General features: G+C 73.5%; 14 protein-coding genes. 8 read left to right on the forward strand and 6 right to left on the reverse strand.

The features are described from left to right. Positions 1–41: 41 nt before the first annotated feature. The 4 genes from ABZZ04_RS27420 to ABZZ04_RS27435 form a co-directional block, all read right to left on the reverse strand. Positions 42–1,313 carry an ROK family protein gene (locus ABZZ04_RS27420; RefSeq protein WP_356934892.1) on the reverse strand — a complete coding sequence of 424 codons (1,272 nt, stop codon included), beginning with the start codon at positions 1,311–1,313 and terminating at the stop codon, positions 42–44. 234 nt (positions 1,314–1,547) lie between these two features. Then, entirely contained in the window at positions 1,548–2,192 is a 645-nt protein-coding gene (locus tag ABZZ04_RS27425; RefSeq protein ID WP_356934893.1) for a DUF305 domain-containing protein, read from the reverse strand. Continuing rightward, entirely contained in the window at positions 2,189–2,836 is a 648-nt protein-coding gene (locus tag ABZZ04_RS27430) for a DUF3105 domain-containing protein (RefSeq protein ID WP_356934894.1), read from the reverse strand. Before ABZZ04_RS27430 ends, ABZZ04_RS27425 begins: the two co-directional genes overlap by 4 nt. Positions 2,837–2,921: 85 nt before the next feature. Then, positions 2,922–3,344, reverse strand: a complete 423-nt coding sequence (locus ABZZ04_RS27435; RefSeq protein WP_356934895.1) for a hypothetical protein — start codon at positions 3,342–3,344, stop codon at positions 2,922–2,924. Between the two features lie 242 nt (positions 3,345–3,586). Between ABZZ04_RS27435 and ABZZ04_RS27440 the strand changes: the two genes are divergently transcribed. Next, complete coding sequence (locus tag ABZZ04_RS27440) at positions 3,587–4,789, forward strand: amidohydrolase (RefSeq protein ID WP_356934896.1); 1,203 nt, start codon at positions 3,587–3,589, stop codon at positions 4,787–4,789. A gap of 30 nt (positions 4,790–4,819) precedes the next feature. Here ABZZ04_RS27440 and pcaB read toward each other — a convergent pair whose 3' ends face one another. Further along, positions 4,820–6,181, reverse strand: a complete 1,362-nt coding sequence (gene pcaB / locus ABZZ04_RS27445) for a 3-carboxy-cis,cis-muconate cycloisomerase (protein WP_356934897.1) — start codon at positions 6,179–6,181, stop codon at positions 4,820–4,822. A 164-nt stretch (positions 6,182–6,345) separates the two neighbouring features. Between pcaB and ABZZ04_RS27450 the strand changes: the two genes are divergently transcribed. Next, positions 6,346–8,070 (forward strand): FUSC family protein, encoded by a 1,725-nt coding sequence (locus ABZZ04_RS27450; RefSeq protein ID WP_356934898.1) that lies wholly within the window; start codon positions 6,346–6,348, stop codon positions 8,068–8,070. Continuing rightward, positions 8,067–8,573 carry a MarR family transcriptional regulator gene (locus tag ABZZ04_RS27455; RefSeq protein ID WP_356934899.1) on the forward strand — a complete coding sequence of 169 codons (507 nt, stop codon included), beginning with the start codon at positions 8,067–8,069 and terminating at the stop codon, positions 8,571–8,573. The genes ABZZ04_RS27450 and ABZZ04_RS27455 overlap by 4 nt, the downstream gene beginning before the upstream one ends. A 129-nt stretch (positions 8,574–8,702) precedes the next feature. On the opposite strand, the gene ABZZ04_RS27460 is transcribed toward ABZZ04_RS27455, so the two are convergent. Then, complete coding sequence (locus tag ABZZ04_RS27460) at positions 8,703–9,488, reverse strand: IclR family transcriptional regulator (protein ID WP_356934900.1); 786 nt, start codon at positions 9,486–9,488, stop codon at positions 8,703–8,705. A gap of 651 nt (positions 9,489–10,139) precedes the next feature. On the opposite strand from ABZZ04_RS27460, the gene ABZZ04_RS27465 reads away from it, so the two are divergent. The 5 genes from ABZZ04_RS27465 (at position 10,140) to ABZZ04_RS27485 (ending at position 14,759) form a co-directional block, all read left to right on the forward strand. Further along, positions 10,140–11,750, forward strand: coding sequence for an ATP-binding protein (locus ABZZ04_RS27465; protein WP_356934901.1), 1,611 nt, complete (start codon positions 10,140–10,142; stop codon positions 11,748–11,750). Next, on the forward strand, positions 11,747–12,154 hold the full coding sequence (locus ABZZ04_RS27470; protein ID WP_148832530.1) for a roadblock/LC7 domain-containing protein: 408 nt from the start codon (positions 11,747–11,749) through the stop codon (positions 12,152–12,154). Before ABZZ04_RS27465 ends, ABZZ04_RS27470 begins: the two co-directional genes overlap by 4 nt. Further along, positions 12,151–12,522: a DUF742 domain-containing protein gene (locus ABZZ04_RS27475; protein ID WP_148832528.1), complete on the forward strand. Its 372-nt coding sequence runs from the start codon at positions 12,151–12,153 to the stop codon at positions 12,520–12,522. The genes ABZZ04_RS27470 and ABZZ04_RS27475 overlap by 4 nt, the downstream gene beginning before the upstream one ends. Continuing rightward, on the forward strand, positions 12,503–13,117 hold the full coding sequence (locus ABZZ04_RS27480) for an ATP/GTP-binding protein (RefSeq protein ID WP_148832526.1): 615 nt from the start codon (positions 12,503–12,505) through the stop codon (positions 13,115–13,117). The genes ABZZ04_RS27475 and ABZZ04_RS27480 overlap by 20 nt, the downstream gene beginning before the upstream one ends. 70 nt (positions 13,118–13,187) lie before the next feature. Then, the gene (locus ABZZ04_RS27485; RefSeq protein ID WP_356934902.1) at positions 13,188–14,759 is read left to right on the forward strand and encodes a cytochrome P450; all 1,572 of its coding nucleotides are present in this window, start codon (positions 13,188–13,190) and stop codon (positions 14,757–14,759) included. The last annotated feature ends 158 nt before the right edge of the window (positions 14,760–14,917 follow it).

The raw sequence follows: 14,917 nt of genomic DNA on the forward strand, positions 1-14,917 counted from the left end.
CGTGCGTCAGCGGTCCGGTCCGGCGGTCCGGTGCCTGTACGTCAGCGGTCCGGTCCGGCGGTCCGTGCGGGCCGGCCCGTCGTGCGGCCCGCGTACGCCACCGGGTCGGCCAGCACCTCGGTCATCACCAGCGCCGCGGCGCCCCGGGCCGCGTCGCCGGCGGCGGACGAGGCGCGCAGCCGGCCGTTGCCCGGGGACCAGAGCCCCGACACCACCCGGCCGGTCAGCTCCTCGTCGATGGCCGGCGACAGCCACGGCATCAGGTTCCGGTAGATCCCGCCGAGCACCACCGCGTCCGGGTCGAGCAGGTTCACCGCTCCGGACAGCACCCGTCCCAGCATCCGGCCCGCCCGCGCGAGGGCGGCCACCGCCCGCTCGTCCCCGGACCGGGCGCGCCGCTCCAGTTCGGCCACCGCGCCGCTGTCGGACCCGTCGATCCCGGCCGCCCGCAGGAGCGCGGCCTGACCGGCGTACTGCTCCAGACAGCCGCGCGAACCGCACCGGCACCGTGGCCCCCCGGCCTCCACCACCACGTGCCCGATCTCCCCGGCGAAACCGTGCGCCCCGCGCAGCAGCTCGCCGTCGACGACCAGCGCGCCACCGACACCGATCTCGCCCGTCAGATGGAGGAAGCTGCGGATCGGGTCGAGCCCGCCGAACCACAGCTCGGCGAGCGCCGCCAGGTTGGCCTCGTTCTCCGAACGCACCGTCAGCGCCTCGTGCCCCGGGCGTGCGGCGGCGAACGCGGCGGCGAACAACTCCTCGGCCGGCACCCGGTTCCAGCCCAGATTGGGGGCCTGGCGCACCGTGCCGCCGGACACCAGACCGGGCAGTGCCAACGCCGCCGCGACCGGGCGGAGCCGCTGCTCGCGCGCCGACTCCAGGGTGCGCGCCGCGATGCCGGCGGCCCGTGCCAGGACCTGCGCGGGCGGTGCGCCGCGGTTGTCGAGGTGTTCGGTGCGCCGTACCCGGTCGGTGCCCGCCAGATCGACGACACACACCGACACGTAGTCGATGTTGACCTCCACGCCGAGGCCGGCGGGCCCGGAGCGCGCCACTTCGAGCGTGGTGCCGGGCCGCCCCGCCTGCCCGCTGAAGGTTTTGCCGGACTCGGTGAGGAACCCGATGCCGAGCAACTGCTCGACGAGCGAGGAAACCGCCGCCCGGGTCAGCCCCACCCGCGCGGCGACCCCTGCCCTGGTCGCCCCGCCCGCACCCTCCTCGCGGACGGCGCGCAGCACCAGACTGAGGTTGCTGCGGCGCACGGTGTCCTTGTCGGCCTTGGGCCCCAGCGGTGCGAGGTTGCTCTTCATGTCGGGGACGAGCCTATGCGATCCCCTGTGCGAACCCCTGGTGTCCGGTGCCCGGCCGTCGTGCGGGGCATCGGGCACCTCCCACGGGCCGTGCCGCGTACGGGAACGGCCCGTCCGCAGGGGAGGAACCCCCGCGGACGGGCCGCCGACGGAAGCCGGAACGGTCCCGTGCCCCGGTGCTGGATCCGGTCCGGTGCGCCGGCAGTGGACCCGGGCCCGTGCACCGGTATCGGATCAGGCCTTCGCGCCGCGCTTCTCGAGCATGTCCGCCATGAGCTCGATCTCCGACTGCTGGCCCCTGACCATGCCCGCCGCCAGGTTCCTGATCAGTTCGGTGTCCGCCGAGGTGGCCGCGGCCTGGGCCATCTCCGCGCCCGCCCGGTGGTGCACGGTCATCAGCTTCAGGAACAGCACCTCGGCCTTCTTCCCCTTCGCCGCCCGCAGTTCGTCCAGCTCGCTGTCGGTCGCCATGCCGGGCATCAGCGAACCGTCGCCCCTGGGGGTGAAGGCGTGCCCCATCCAGGCCATCGGCTCGGCGGCGGACGACTTCGCCCGGCCCCAGCCGTCCAGCCAGCCGAGCATCATGCCGCGCTGATTGGCCTGCGTGTTGATGATGTCGTACGCCAGCAGGCGCACCGCCTCGTCGGAGGTGCGGTCCCGGACGATGAACGACATCTCGACCGCCTGCTGGTGGTGGACCGACATGTCGCGGGCGAAGCCGACGTCGACCGAGGAGTCCGAGGGGGCGGCCGCGACGGAGTCGGAGCCCGCGGACGGGGACGGCCGTACGAGCATCAGCGCGATCAGGCCCAGCGCGAGCAGCAGCACCGTGCCGCCCGCCAGCACCATCGGGCGCGAGGAGCGGAGGGCGGGCGTCATCCGGCGACCCCGCCGGTGCAGGCGGCGCCGGGCTCGGGCGTCTGCGGGCCCTGCACGTACTTGGTGAAGAACTGCTCGACGCGCGCGTCGGTGGCGCTCGTCACCGTCACCTGCTTGCCCCAGGCGCTGAGCATGATCGGTGCGGCCTGGTCCTCGACCGGGCTCATCAGCGAGTAGGGCGTCGCCTTGACCCGAGTGCTGAGCTTCTCGACGTCGGCGGGCTTCGCCTTGTCCGTGTACGTCACCCAGACCGCGCCGTGCTCCAGGGAGTGCACGGCGTTCTCCTTCGGTATCGCCTTGGTGTAGACGTCGGCGTTGCAGTTCATCCAGACCGGGTTGTGGTCGCCGCCGACCGGCGGGTTCATCGGGTAGGAGACCTGCTTCTCCACGTGGTTCTGGGTGAGCTTGTCCCAGGTCCGCTCGCCCTTCACGGGCGAGGACTTGGCCTGGGCCTCGGCCTTCTCCTGGTCGTCGGCCGCGGACATCAGATATCCGCCGCCCGCGACGAGCGCGGCCACCACGGCGACGGACGCGGTGATGGTGATGATGCGGCTGCGCCGCTCGCGGGCCCGTTCCTTGCGGCGGGCCTCCTCCAGCTTGGCGCGGCGCGCGGCGGAGGCGTTCTGGTTCTTGGCGGAAGCCATGGGGGTCCTTCGGTTCGACGAGACGGGTGGTATCGGGGCATGGGGGAGCCCGCTCTCCGGTTCTCCGGAAAACGGGGGCCTGCCTCTAGACCCGTTGAACCTGCAGACGAAGATGGTCGACCGCGCGCACGGCGTCGTTGGAGGGGCCGCGGATCGCGGCGGCCCCGGTGAGCGGGGCGGCGGGGGCCGCGACGGTGGCACCGGGAAGGGCCGCGGGCGCGCTCTGGCCGGGCAGCACGACGGGTGTCGCGTGCTCGACCGTGCCGTGGCAGGAGCTGCCCATGCCCCGGTCCGCGGAGGCGTCGGCCACCACGGACGGCGCGGGCGCGGCGTGCGCCGGGGTGAAGGCCCGGACGGCGGAGGTGCTGTGGGCGCCGGAACCGTGCGAGGACGGAGCCGGGACCGAGCAGCACGTGACCATGGCGAACAGCATGAAGAGCCAGCCGAGGGCGACGGGGGCGCCGATGCCCCGCCTTCCCCGGGGCCGCTGCCCGCCAGGTTCGTTCATTCCGTCATCGTACGTGGTGTGTGAAATTTCAAAGAGGGGTGGATGCCGGTGCGGGCCGACACTCCGACCATCTGGTATACCAAATATTGGGCAAGGGGCCGCGGGAGCTTCCCGGAATCCGCGAGGGCCGCGGCATCCGCGCCCGTCGTGCTCCCGCGCACCTCCTCGCGGCGCTTTCCGTCCGCGCGCACCGCGTCACGTCCCTCGCGCACCATCCCGCACCAGAAGGAGACCCCGGCCCCATGGCGACATCCGCCCCCGTCCTTCCCCACATCCTGTTCACCGCCGTCCGCACCGCCGACGGAAGCGTCCGCGACCTGCTGGTCTCCGACGGCCGGATCGCCGGGTACGACCCGGCGGAAGTGCCCGACGGCTGCGGGACCGTGGACGCCGCGGGCGCCCTCGTCCTGCCCTCGCCCGTGGACGCGCACATCCACCCCGACAAGACCACCTGGGGCGGGCCCTGGCTCAGCCGGGAGCCCGCCGGGACGCTCCGTGACCTGATCGACGGCGACGTACGGGCCAGGGCCGGATTCACCTCCCCGGTGGAGGAGCGGGCCGGGGCGTTGATGGACCGGGCCATCGCCCGGGGCACCCGAGCCATGCGGGCCCACGTGGACGTCGCCCCCGCGCACGGCCTGCTCGGGGTGCACGGGGTGCGCGCCGCGGCCGACGCCCGCAAGGACCTCATCGACGTCCAGGTCGTCGCCTTCCCCCAGCTCGGCCTGTTGAGCGAGCCCGGCACCGCCGAGCTCATGGAGCAGGCCCTGTCCGAGGGGGCCGACGTCGTGGGCGGCCTCGACCCCGTCGGCATCGACGGCGACATGGAGGGTCAGCTGGACTTCGTGTTCGAACTGGCCGGCCGCAAGGACGTCCCCCTTGACATCCACCTGCACGACGGCGGGCCCGCCGGGCTGCGCCAGACCGCCGAGATCGCCCGGCGCACCGTCGCCGCCGGGATGCGGGGGCGCGTCACGATCGGCCACGCGTTCGCCGTCGCCGGGCTCGGGGGCGACGAACGCGACGCCATGGCCGCGCGGCTGGCCGAGGCGGGCGTCGCCCTGGTCACCTGCGCCCTGGGCGACGACCCGGTCCTGGACCCCGCACTGCTCGCCCCGCACGGGGTGCGGATCGCCGTCGGCTCCGACGGGGTGCGCGACGCCTGGTCACCTTTCGGCGACGGCGACATGCTCGCCCGCGCCCATCTGCTCGCCTACCGCACGGACGCCCGCACCGACGCCGAACTCGCCGCCTGCTACGAGGCGGTGGCCCAGGGCGGTGCCGCGCTGCTCGGGCTGCCCGCCTCCCGGCTGGAGCCCGGCGACCCGGCCGACTTCGTCCTCGTCGCCGCCGGTTCGCTGCCCGAGGCCGTCGTGGACCGCCCGGTCCCGTCCCTGGTGGTGCGTGCCGGGCGGGTCGTCGCCCGCGGGGGCGAACTGGTCTGACCCGGGCGTGGAGGGCGTTCGGGGGAGTGGTCAGCCGCGGTCCAGCGCACGGTCGGTGAGCGCGCCCGCGCAGCCGGTGTACCGGGCGGGCTCGGTCAGTTCCGCCAGGTCGATCCCCGCCAGCTCGGGCTCCTCGTCGAGGACGTCGGTGAGGACGTCGGACAGGTCCGTGGTCTCCGCGCGGGCCCGGACGGCGGCGCCCGCCAGCACCTCGGCGGCCCGTCTGCGGCCGATCCGTTCCGCGAACGCGGCGGCCAGCCGCTCAGAGACGATCAGCCCGTCGGTGAGCTGGAGGTTCTCCCGCATGGCGTAGGGGACGACGCGCAGACCCCCGGTCAGTTCGGCGGCGTCCCGCGCGGCGCCGCCGACCAGCCGCAGCAGTTCGCGCAGCGGCTCCCACTCGGCGTGCCAGGCCCCGGCCGGCCGCTCGTCCTCGGCCGTGAGCGAGCCGTACAGGGTCGCGGCCAGACCGGGGGCGCGGCGGGCCGCCGCCGCGATCAGCGTGGCGCGCACCGGATCGGCCCGGTGCGCCAGGACGGACGGGTTCTCGCCCTGCGCCTCGGCGACCTCGCCGATCTCGGTACGGGACAGGGTCAGCACATCGGCCGCCGTCTTGCCGAGCGCGCCCGCCGTGAAGGCCAGCGCGCCCGCCAGGTCGGCGATCGGGGTGCGCAGGGTGTGCCAGGGCAGCAGCGGTTCGGCCAGACCGAGTTCGTTCGCGAACATCTGGAGCAGCGGCAGCCCCGGATCGATCCCGTCGGTGTCGGCGTCGGGCGCGTAGGCCCCGAACGAGGCCAGGGTTCCCGCCGCGCCGCCCAGCTGGGCGGGCAGCGACTCCCGTACGGCCGAGAGCCGGTCCCGCGCGTCGAGGATCAGCGCACGCCACCCGGCCGCCTTCAGCCCGAAGGTGATCGGCGCGGCGTGCTGGGTGAGCGCGCGGCCGGCCATCGGGGTGTTGCGGTGCGCGGTGGCGATCCGGGCCACCGCGTCCGCGGTGCGCGCCAGGTCGTCGAGCACCGGTGCCAGGGTGCGCGCGGCGACCAGCATGGCGGCCGTGTCGAGGATGTCCTGGCTGGTCGCGCCCCGGTGCACGTACGGCCGGAAGTCCTTGGCCACCCTCGCCACCAGGTCCAGGGCCAGGGGGACGACGGGATCGCCGCCCGCGCGGGCGCGCAGCGCGAGGTCCCGCACGTCGAACCGGCTCATGTCGGCCGCCGCCGCGGTCACCGCCTGCCCCGCGCCGGCCGGGGCCAGCCCGCAGTCGGACTGGGCGCGGGTGAGCGCGGCCTCGGCGTCGAGCATCGCCCGCAGGAAGGCGCTGTCGCCGGTGGCCGTCTCGGCGGGGGAGCCGGCCCGCCCGGGGGCGAGCAGTCCGGCATCGCTCTCGTACATCGGCTGGACTCCAGAGGGCCCGCATCGGCGCGCGCCGCGAACGGATGCCGGACCGGGGTGGGGAGCGGGTGCGTGGGTGCTTGCGATCAGTGTGGCCCGGGGCCCGTCGGCCGGCGACCCGGAAGGAAATATTTTACGGGTGTAATACCTGCTAAAGTATTTGAGTGAGCGATACAACCACCTGGTCCCGGCAGCCCTCCGTCCGCAGACTCCCGCTGGCGGCCCCGCTGCGTCTCGCCCGGCCCTCGGACATGTGGTTCAAACCGGCGCTCAGCGTCGTCGTCGCCACCGCCGTACCGGACCTGGTGCTGCTCGCCGTCGACCGGATCGACCTCGTGATGTACACGATGGCCGGTTCGCTCTGCGCCCTGTACGGCCACAACCTGCCCTACGCGCGCCGCGCCCGAGCCGTCGCCGGAGTCGTCGTCTCCATGGTCATCGGCATGGCGATATCGCTGGTCACGGCCTCCCTCACCTCCTCGACCGCCGTGCTGATCGCGGTGGGGGCCGTCCTCGCGGCCGGGCAGAAGACGCTCTGCGACGCCACCCGCATCGGCCCGCCCGGACCGGTGATCTTCACGTTCGTCACCTCGGCCGCGCTCTTCGCCCCGCAGCGACTCGGCCAGGTGCCGGGCCATCTCGCGCTGACCCTGGCCGCCGGAGCGATCGCCTGGCTGGTCGCGGTCGGCCCCGTGCTCATCCGCCGGGAGGGCCCGGAGCGCCGGGCGACGGCCCGCGCCCTCGACGCGGCCGCCGCCCATCTGGCCGACCCCGGCCCCCGCACCCGGCACGCGGCGGCCGCCGCCGTGCACGCGGCCTGGCAGTCCCTGCTCGCCGCCGGCCGCCCCACCCCCACGCGCCGGGCGCTCGAACGCCTCGTCGTCCACGCCGAGACGGCGACCGCCGGAGCCGTCCCCGACACCTTCCCCGGCGACCTTCCGGCCGCGCCCGTCCTCGCACCGGACCCCGACCGGCTCCGGTCCTGGGCCCGGCAGACCCGTGCCCGCGGCCCCGTCCCCACCCCGCCGCCCGCCCCGGGCACCTCGGACGAACTGTTCGGCATCGACTCCGAGCGGGCCGCCCGGCGCGCCGCGGGCCGGCGCGACGCCCGCCGCGCGCTGCTGCGCAGCCTCGCCCCCGGCTCCCCTCTGCTGCCGATCGGCGTCCGCGCGCTCATCGGCTGCGCCCTGGCCGGATATGTCTCCCAGGCGGCCGGCGTCGGCCGCCCCTACTGGGCCATCGTGACCGCCGCCTCCCTCTACCAGGCCAATGTGACGCTGTCCTGGAACCGGGCCCTGCAACGCACCCTGGGCAATCTGATCGGCGTCCTCGTCTTCGCCGCCGTCCTCCCCGTCAGCCGCACCGGACCTCTGGCCCTCATCGGCTTCTGCCTGTTCTTCGGCTTCGCGGCCGAGGCCCTGATCACCCGCAACTACTGGCTCGGCTCCGTCGCCGTCACCCCGATGGCGCTGCTGGTCCTGGAATTCGGCGGCACCCATCCGGCCGGCGAACTCATCGGCGACCGGGTCCTGGACACCGTCATCGGCGCCGGTACGGGCCTGCTCGCCGCCGTCCTGGTGACCAACCGCCGGGCGGGCGGGCGCCTGGAGAAGGCCCTGGCCGCCACCGAACTCGCCCGCGCCCGGGCCGTGAGCGCGCTGGCCGAGCCGCGGACCGATCCCGCAGCCCTGGACGCCGCCCGCCGCGGACTGACCGGTTCGCTCGTCGAACTGCGCGACGCCGACGACACTGCCGCGGGCGAATGGTGGCAGCGCGCCCTGCCCCAGGAGCAGGTCCTCGCGGCCGAACGGGCCGGACACCGTACGCTCGCCGCTACAGCGACACGGCGGGGGCTGCTCGCCCCCGCCCCGGAGAACGGAGCGGTGTGACCGACGACATCGTCGCCTCGGTGGTACGGCAGTGGCAGGCCGTCAACCCGGAGCTGGACACCGGACCGATGGAACTCATCGGCCGCATCAACCGCTGCGCCGCCCTGCTCCAGCAGGCGGAGGACGCCCCGCTGCGCGCCGCCGGACTGACCCGCGCCGAGTTCGACCTGCTCGGGGCCGTGCGCCGCACCGACCGCGAACTGACCCCCGGCGAGCTGGCCAGGGAGACGTTCTCCTCCGGCGCCGCCGTCACCAAGCGGCTGCGGGTCCTCCAGGAGCGCGGCCTCGTCGACCGCCGGGGCGACGACCGCGACCGCCGCGTCAACCACGTCCGCCTCACCGAGGAGGGACGCGCGCTGGTGGACACGCTGCTGCCGAGGCAACTGGCGTACGAGCGCACGGTCCTGTCGGGCCTCGACGAGCGCACCCACGCCCAGCTCAGCGCCCAGCTCGGCGAGCTGCTCGTCCAGCTGGAGGGACGGATCGGCGGCACCCGCCGCTGACCCCGGGCCCCGGGCTGCCGTCGCCGCACGGCCCGCACCCGCGCGACGCGGGACCGGTCGCCCGCCCCGCCCCACCGCTCCGGCGTACGCCCGGTGCCACGTGCCCGCGCGGTGCGGGGAACCGGCGCGTCACCGCTGCGGGTCCGCCTCGCGCTCCGGGCCGGGTCCGTCCAGCAGCGCGGCGGAGCGGCGGAGTTCCCCGGCGCGGCGGGCGAGCGTCGCGTCGTCGCCCCGGTCGGCGGGGGCCGACGCGGTCAGGGCGAGCCGGTCGCGCCAGCTCGCCCCGGTCAGGAGGACGGCCACGGCGTACACGCCCCGGACCGACTCCCCGCGGCTGACCGCGTACCCCCGCCCGCGGACCTCGTCGAGCTCGGCGAGCAGGGCGGAACGCGAGGTGAGGGCGTTCGACGCGGTCGCCGGCAGCTCCTCCCGCGGGTAGAGGGCGCAGACCTGTTCCGGCGCCATCCGGGAGAGCAGCATCCTGCCGCCCGCCGTGGTGTGGGCGGGGCAGGTGCGGCCGACCCCGGACATCACCCGTACCGGGTGCGGGGACTCGCGGCCGTCGGTGATGACGATCCGGTCACCGATCAACGCCGCGCTCTGCACCGTCTCGCCGGTGCGCAGCACCGCGTCCTCCAGCACGGTGCCGAGCCGTTCGCGGATCGCCGTGCCGAATCCGGCCGGGAGCCCGAGCCGGACCAGCTCGGGCCCCGGCGCGTAACCGCGTCCGGAGGAGTCCCGGACCGCGAAGCCCCGCCCCTCCAGGGTGCTGAGCACCCGGTGCGCGGTGGACCTGCCCACGGAGAGCAGTTCGGCCGCCCGGGAGACGGTCAGGGTGTCGTGGGTGAGGAACAGCCGCATCAACCGGAGTCCGGTGTCGAGCGATTCGATGGTGTAGCTCCGCGTCGGCCCCATGGTGCGTCCGTTCCTCGTCGGTTCCGGTGCGTCTCGTGACGCGACGTACCCGGACATGATCCGGGACGACGGTCCGGTACGGGGCCCGATGCGCGGCCCAACCGGTCCCGTTCCGGGGGCCGTTCCGGGGAGTGCGGGGGTGCGCGACGACCGTCCGCTCCGACGCCGCCCGCACCGGCCGTCACCCCGGCGCCCCGGAAGGTCACCCTTCCCCGGGCCACGAACATGTTCCTTTCGACCTCTCTCGACCATGTGTGCGACTGCCCCTCTGTGCGGGACGAAATGGGGGTGATGCGAAGGGAAGGAACGGGAGTTGTTGCTTCTTCATGGATGAACTCCATGCCGAATAGCCTTGGTTCATCTCTCCGATCCACTCGGCTCCGTCCCTGCCTGCGGTACGAACAGTGCCGAGGAGCGTCCGATGTCGGCGACCGTCACTCCCCGCGCACGCGTGACGGCGGTGCGTGCAAAAACTCGTGAGTGTATTACCGCCGGAGCGCTCGCGCAGGGGGTTGGGTGAATGTGCCGAAGCCCTGATTCGATCTGACTAAGCTCACGCGCAGTGAAGTCGAGTTGATATGAATTCGAGCGCTTGTTCCCGACTGTCCTGCAAGCGCGTGTACCTCCCGAATCAACCGCCAGAGGTTTTAGATGGTCCGTGTTGAATCACCGCCGAACGGCCGGGAAACCCCGGTCTTTCGCGCCGTGTTGCTGCCCGTGCTCCTGGTCGGCGGCGCCACCGCCGCCGCGGCGGCGCTGGTCTCCGAGCCCGCGCGGATACCAGTCGTCTGGTGCGGCGTGCTCGCCACCGTCGTGATTGCCGCGCTCACCGTCCAACTCGCCCGCAGGGCCCGTGACCTGCGCACCCAGCGCGCGGTGTACGAACGCCGCTTCGCCGACCTGGAACGGCGCATCGCCACCCACGACGACGAGACCGTGCGGATCAGCAAGGTGCTCCTGCCGGCCGCCATCCACCGTCTGCGCGTGGGGAATTCGCCCGAGGAGGTGCTCCGCGACGTCGTGGACGCGGACGAGTCGTACCGCGACCTGCCCGACGCCCAGCGCACCCTCGTCTACACGGTGCTCAACATCATCGACAACGAAGAAGCCATGCGCGACTCCGCGCAGCGCGCCTTCGTCAACGTCGCCCGGCGCGTCCAGGCGATCGTCCACCGCCAGGCGAGCGAACTGCGCGAGATGGAGGAGCACCACGGGCGCAACCCCGACGTCTTCGACGACCTGCTCCGCATCGACCACGGCACCGCGCTGATCGGCCGACTCGCCGACTCCATCGCGGTACTCGGCGGGGCCCGGCCCAGCCGACAGTGGCCCAAGCCCGTACCGCTGTTCAGCGTGCTGCGCGGCGCCATGTCGCGGATCCTGGAGTACCCCCGCGTCGATCTGCACTCGATCGCCAAGGTAGCCATCATCGGCACGGCCGTCGAACCGCTCATCCACGCCTGTGCCGAGCTCCTCGACAACGCCACCCGCTACTCGCCCCCGCAGACCCGGGTGCACGTCACCGCCGTCGAGGTGCAGACCGGCATCGCCATCGAGATCGAGGACGGCGGCGTCTCGCTCAGCGAGGAGGCCCGCTCGCGGGCCGAGAACATGCTCGCCAGGGCCCAGGCCGGCTCCAACATGAACGACCTCGGCGAGTCCCCGCGACTCGGCATGGCCGTCGTCGGACGCCTCGCCCGGATGTACGACCTCCAGGTATCCCTGCGTCAGTCCGCGTACGGCGGCGTCCGTGCCGTGCTCATCGTGCCCCGCGCCATGATCACCACCGGACCCGCTCCCGGCATCGCCCACGGCATCGGTGCCACGTCGAGGCCCACCAGCGACATCGACCAGGAGGCCATGAAGCACGTCGTGCCGGCCCGCCGCAAGCCCCGCACCCCCGTGGCCCAGCGCCCCGCCACCGGACCGGTGGCCCCCGTCACCAGGCCGGTCGTCCCCGCGGCCGCCATGGAGGACGACGTCCCCGTGGTGACCGAGTGGACCGCCGGAGGGCTTCCGCAACGCCGCAGCCGCGGCCGCGCACCCCTCGGTTCGCACAACCTCCCCGCCCAGCCCGTCGACCCCACCGCCGGCCGGCGCAACGGCCATGCCAACGGCCACGGACCGGGTGGCGACAACGGCAAGGAGCAGCCGCCCGGACTCTGGCTGGAGGCATTCACCAACGCCGTCAACGGCGTGCCGCAGGACCCGAACACCGACGAAGACTCCGATGACGCGTGGGACAGGGGAGACCTGAAGTGATCCAGCAGCGGGGAAACATGGACTGGATGCTCAAGCAGCTGGCCGACGACGTACCGGACATCCACCAGATCGTGGTGCTCTCCGCGGACGGTCTGCGCATCGCCCAGCACGGCGGCGACCCCGATGTCGCCGACCGTCTCGCGGCGGCCTGCGCCGGACTGCAGAGCCTGGCCGCCGCCGTCGCCTCCGAGATCCCGTACAGCGACGGGCTCATGCGCCTGGTCGTCATCGAGGTCACCGGCGGCTTCTTCTACCTGATGGCCGCCGGGACCGGCGCGTACCTCGCGGTCCTGGCCGGCGAGACGGTCGACGCCGGCCTCGTCGGATCACGGATGCGCGACATGGTCGTCAGGATCGGAGCCCATCTGACGAGCCCGCCGCGCCACGACGGGTTGTCCGGATGAGTTCTCCCCGACGAGAGCGCCGAAAAGCCGATCCCGCCCTGAGCGATCCGGAACGGCTGTACGTGATCACCGGCGATCCCGACGGCAGCGAGCGAGCGGCTCTCGACCTGGTCACGATGATCGTCGCGAAGGCACAGCCGACGCCGACGGTCCAGCCCGAGCAGGCGGTGATCCTGCGGCTCTGTCAGGCACCGTTATCCGTCGCGGAGCTCTCCGCGTACCTCGGACTGCCCTTCAGCGTCGTCACGTCGCTCCTCACCGAGCTCCTCGCCGCCGAACTCATCGAATCGCGCGCACCCATCGTGCGCGCCACACTCCCGGACAGGTCCCTCCTCGAAGCGGTGATGCATGGACTTCAGAAACTCTGACACGATCACCGGCCCCCGGCGCGAGGACGTCCTCCCCACCACGGCGACCGCCGCGGTGAAGGTCGTGGTCGTCGGCGGGTTCGGGGTCGGCAAGACGACCATGGTCGGATCGGTCAGCGAGATCCGGCCGCTGACCACCGAGGAGACCATGACCCAGGCCGGTGTCGGCGTGGACGACAACTACGGGGTGGAGAGCAAGACCGCCACCACCGTCGCCATGGACTTCGGCCGGATCTCCATCAGCGAGGAGCTGATCCTCTATCTGTTCGGAACGCCGGGCCAGGAACGTTTCTGGTTCCTGTGGAACGGGCTGTTCGAGGGAGCCCTCGGCGCGGTGGTCCTCATCGACACCCGCCGACTCGAAGTCAGCTTCGACGTCATCGGACGGCTGGAGGAGCGCGGCGTACCGTTCGTCGTCGCCATCAACACCTTCCCCGACGCCCCGAAGCACCCCGTCGAGGCACTGCGCAGCGCCCTGGACCTCCCCGAGGAGGTCCCGATGATCGACTGCGACGCCCGGCTGCGCGGCTCCAGCCGCGACGTGCTGATGACCCTGATGCGCTACCTGCACAGTCTGGCGCTCCCGCTCGCCTGACCGCAGTCCCCACCCCCCCTCACGCATCCCCACCCGTCTGGTCCTTGGAATCCTGATCCCTGGAGCGATCGTGACAACCCCATTTCCCTACGAGTCCGGAGCGGCCCAGGGGTCGTTTCCGCCCCCCGAGTGCCCGGCCCACGGCCTCGGCATCGGGCCCGGCGGACTGCGCCGGTTCTACGGCCCGGAGGCCGAGCGGGACCCCCACGGGCTCTACCAGAAACTGCGCGCCGAACACGGCACCGTGGCCCCCGTGCTGCTGCACGGGGACGTGCCCGCCTGGCTGGTCCTCGGCCACAGCGAGAACCTGCACATGACCCGTACCCCCTCGCAGTTCTCCCGCGACTCCCGGCGGTGGCGGGCCCTGCAGGACGGCAGCGTGGCCCCGGACCACCCGCTCGCCCCGATCTTCACCTGGCAGCCGATCTGCGTCTTCGCCGACGGTGCCACCCACGAGCGCCAGCGCGGCGCGGTCACCGACAGCATGGGCCGCATCGACACCCGCGGCGTCCGCCGGCACGTCAACCGCTACAGCAACCGGCTGGTCAACGACTTCTGCCAGGAAGGCCGCGTCGACCTGGTCAGCCAGTTCGCCGAGCGGCTGCCGATGATGGTGATGTGCGCGATCATCGGCATGCCCGAGGAGTACAACGACCGGATGGTCCAGGCCGCCCGCGACATGACCCGGGGCACGGCGACCGCCGTCGCGAGCAACGCCTACGTCCTGGAGGCGCTGACCCGGCTCGTCCAGCGCCGCCGCCGCGAACCCGCGGACGACTTCGCCACCTGGCTCATCGAGCACCCCGCGAGGATGAACGACCAGGAGGTCAGCGAACACCTCCGCCTGATCCTCATCGCCTCCTACGAGGCGACCGCCAACCTGATCGCCAACGTCCTGCGGATGGTCCTCACCGACCCGCGCTTCCGGGCCCGGCTCAGCGGCGGTCACATGACGGTGCCCGAGGCGGTCGAGCAGACGCTGTGGGACGAGCCGCCGTTCACCGCGGTCTTCGGCCGCTGGGCGGTCGGCGACACCGAACTGGGCGGCAAGCAGATCAAGGCGGGCGACGCCCTGATCGTCGGCATCGCCCCGGCCAACACCGACCCGATCGTACGGCCCGACCTGAACGCCGACATGGCGGGCAACCGCGCTCACCTGGCGTTCAGCGGCGGCCCGCACGAATGCCCGGGACAGGACATCGGCCGCGCCATCGCCGACGTCGGTGTCGACGCCCTGCTGATGCGGCTGCCCGACCTCGAACTCGCCGTCGACGAGGGCGAGCTGAAGTGGGTCGGGAACATCATGGGGCGGCATCTGGTGGAACTCCCGGCGGACTTCGCCGCGCGGGCGCCGCAGGACGACCGGGAACCGCCGTCCATGGGCAAGCCCAACGCGCAGCGCCAGGACTGGGAGGTGCAGTCGACCGTCCGGCACACCGCCCCCACCCCCGGACGCCCGCCCGTTCCCCCGCCCGCCCCGGCCCCGGCCACGACGGGCGCGGCGGCCATGACGGCGGTCGTCGACGGGACGGGGAGCACCCCCGCGGCGCAGCCCGCCATGGGCCACATCCCGCAGCAGCGCGGCCGGTCCGCACCGGCCAGGCTGTGGCAGGTCGTCTCCCGCTGGTGGAGCGGCGACTGACCCGGCCCGCCCCGACGAGGAGCGGACGGCACCGGCATCCGGCCCGGTGGCGACGGACCCCACCGGCCGCGCCCCCCGGGCCGGCCACCGCCGGGGGGGAGGCCAAGGCCCCGGGGGCGGGGGGCGGCGGGCCGGGGGGGGGTGGGGGGGGGTGGGGG

It is taken from the genome of Streptomyces sp. NPDC006435 (assembly GCF_040612315.1).
GTDB lineage: Bacteria > Actinomycetota > Actinomycetes > Streptomycetales > Streptomycetaceae > Streptomyces.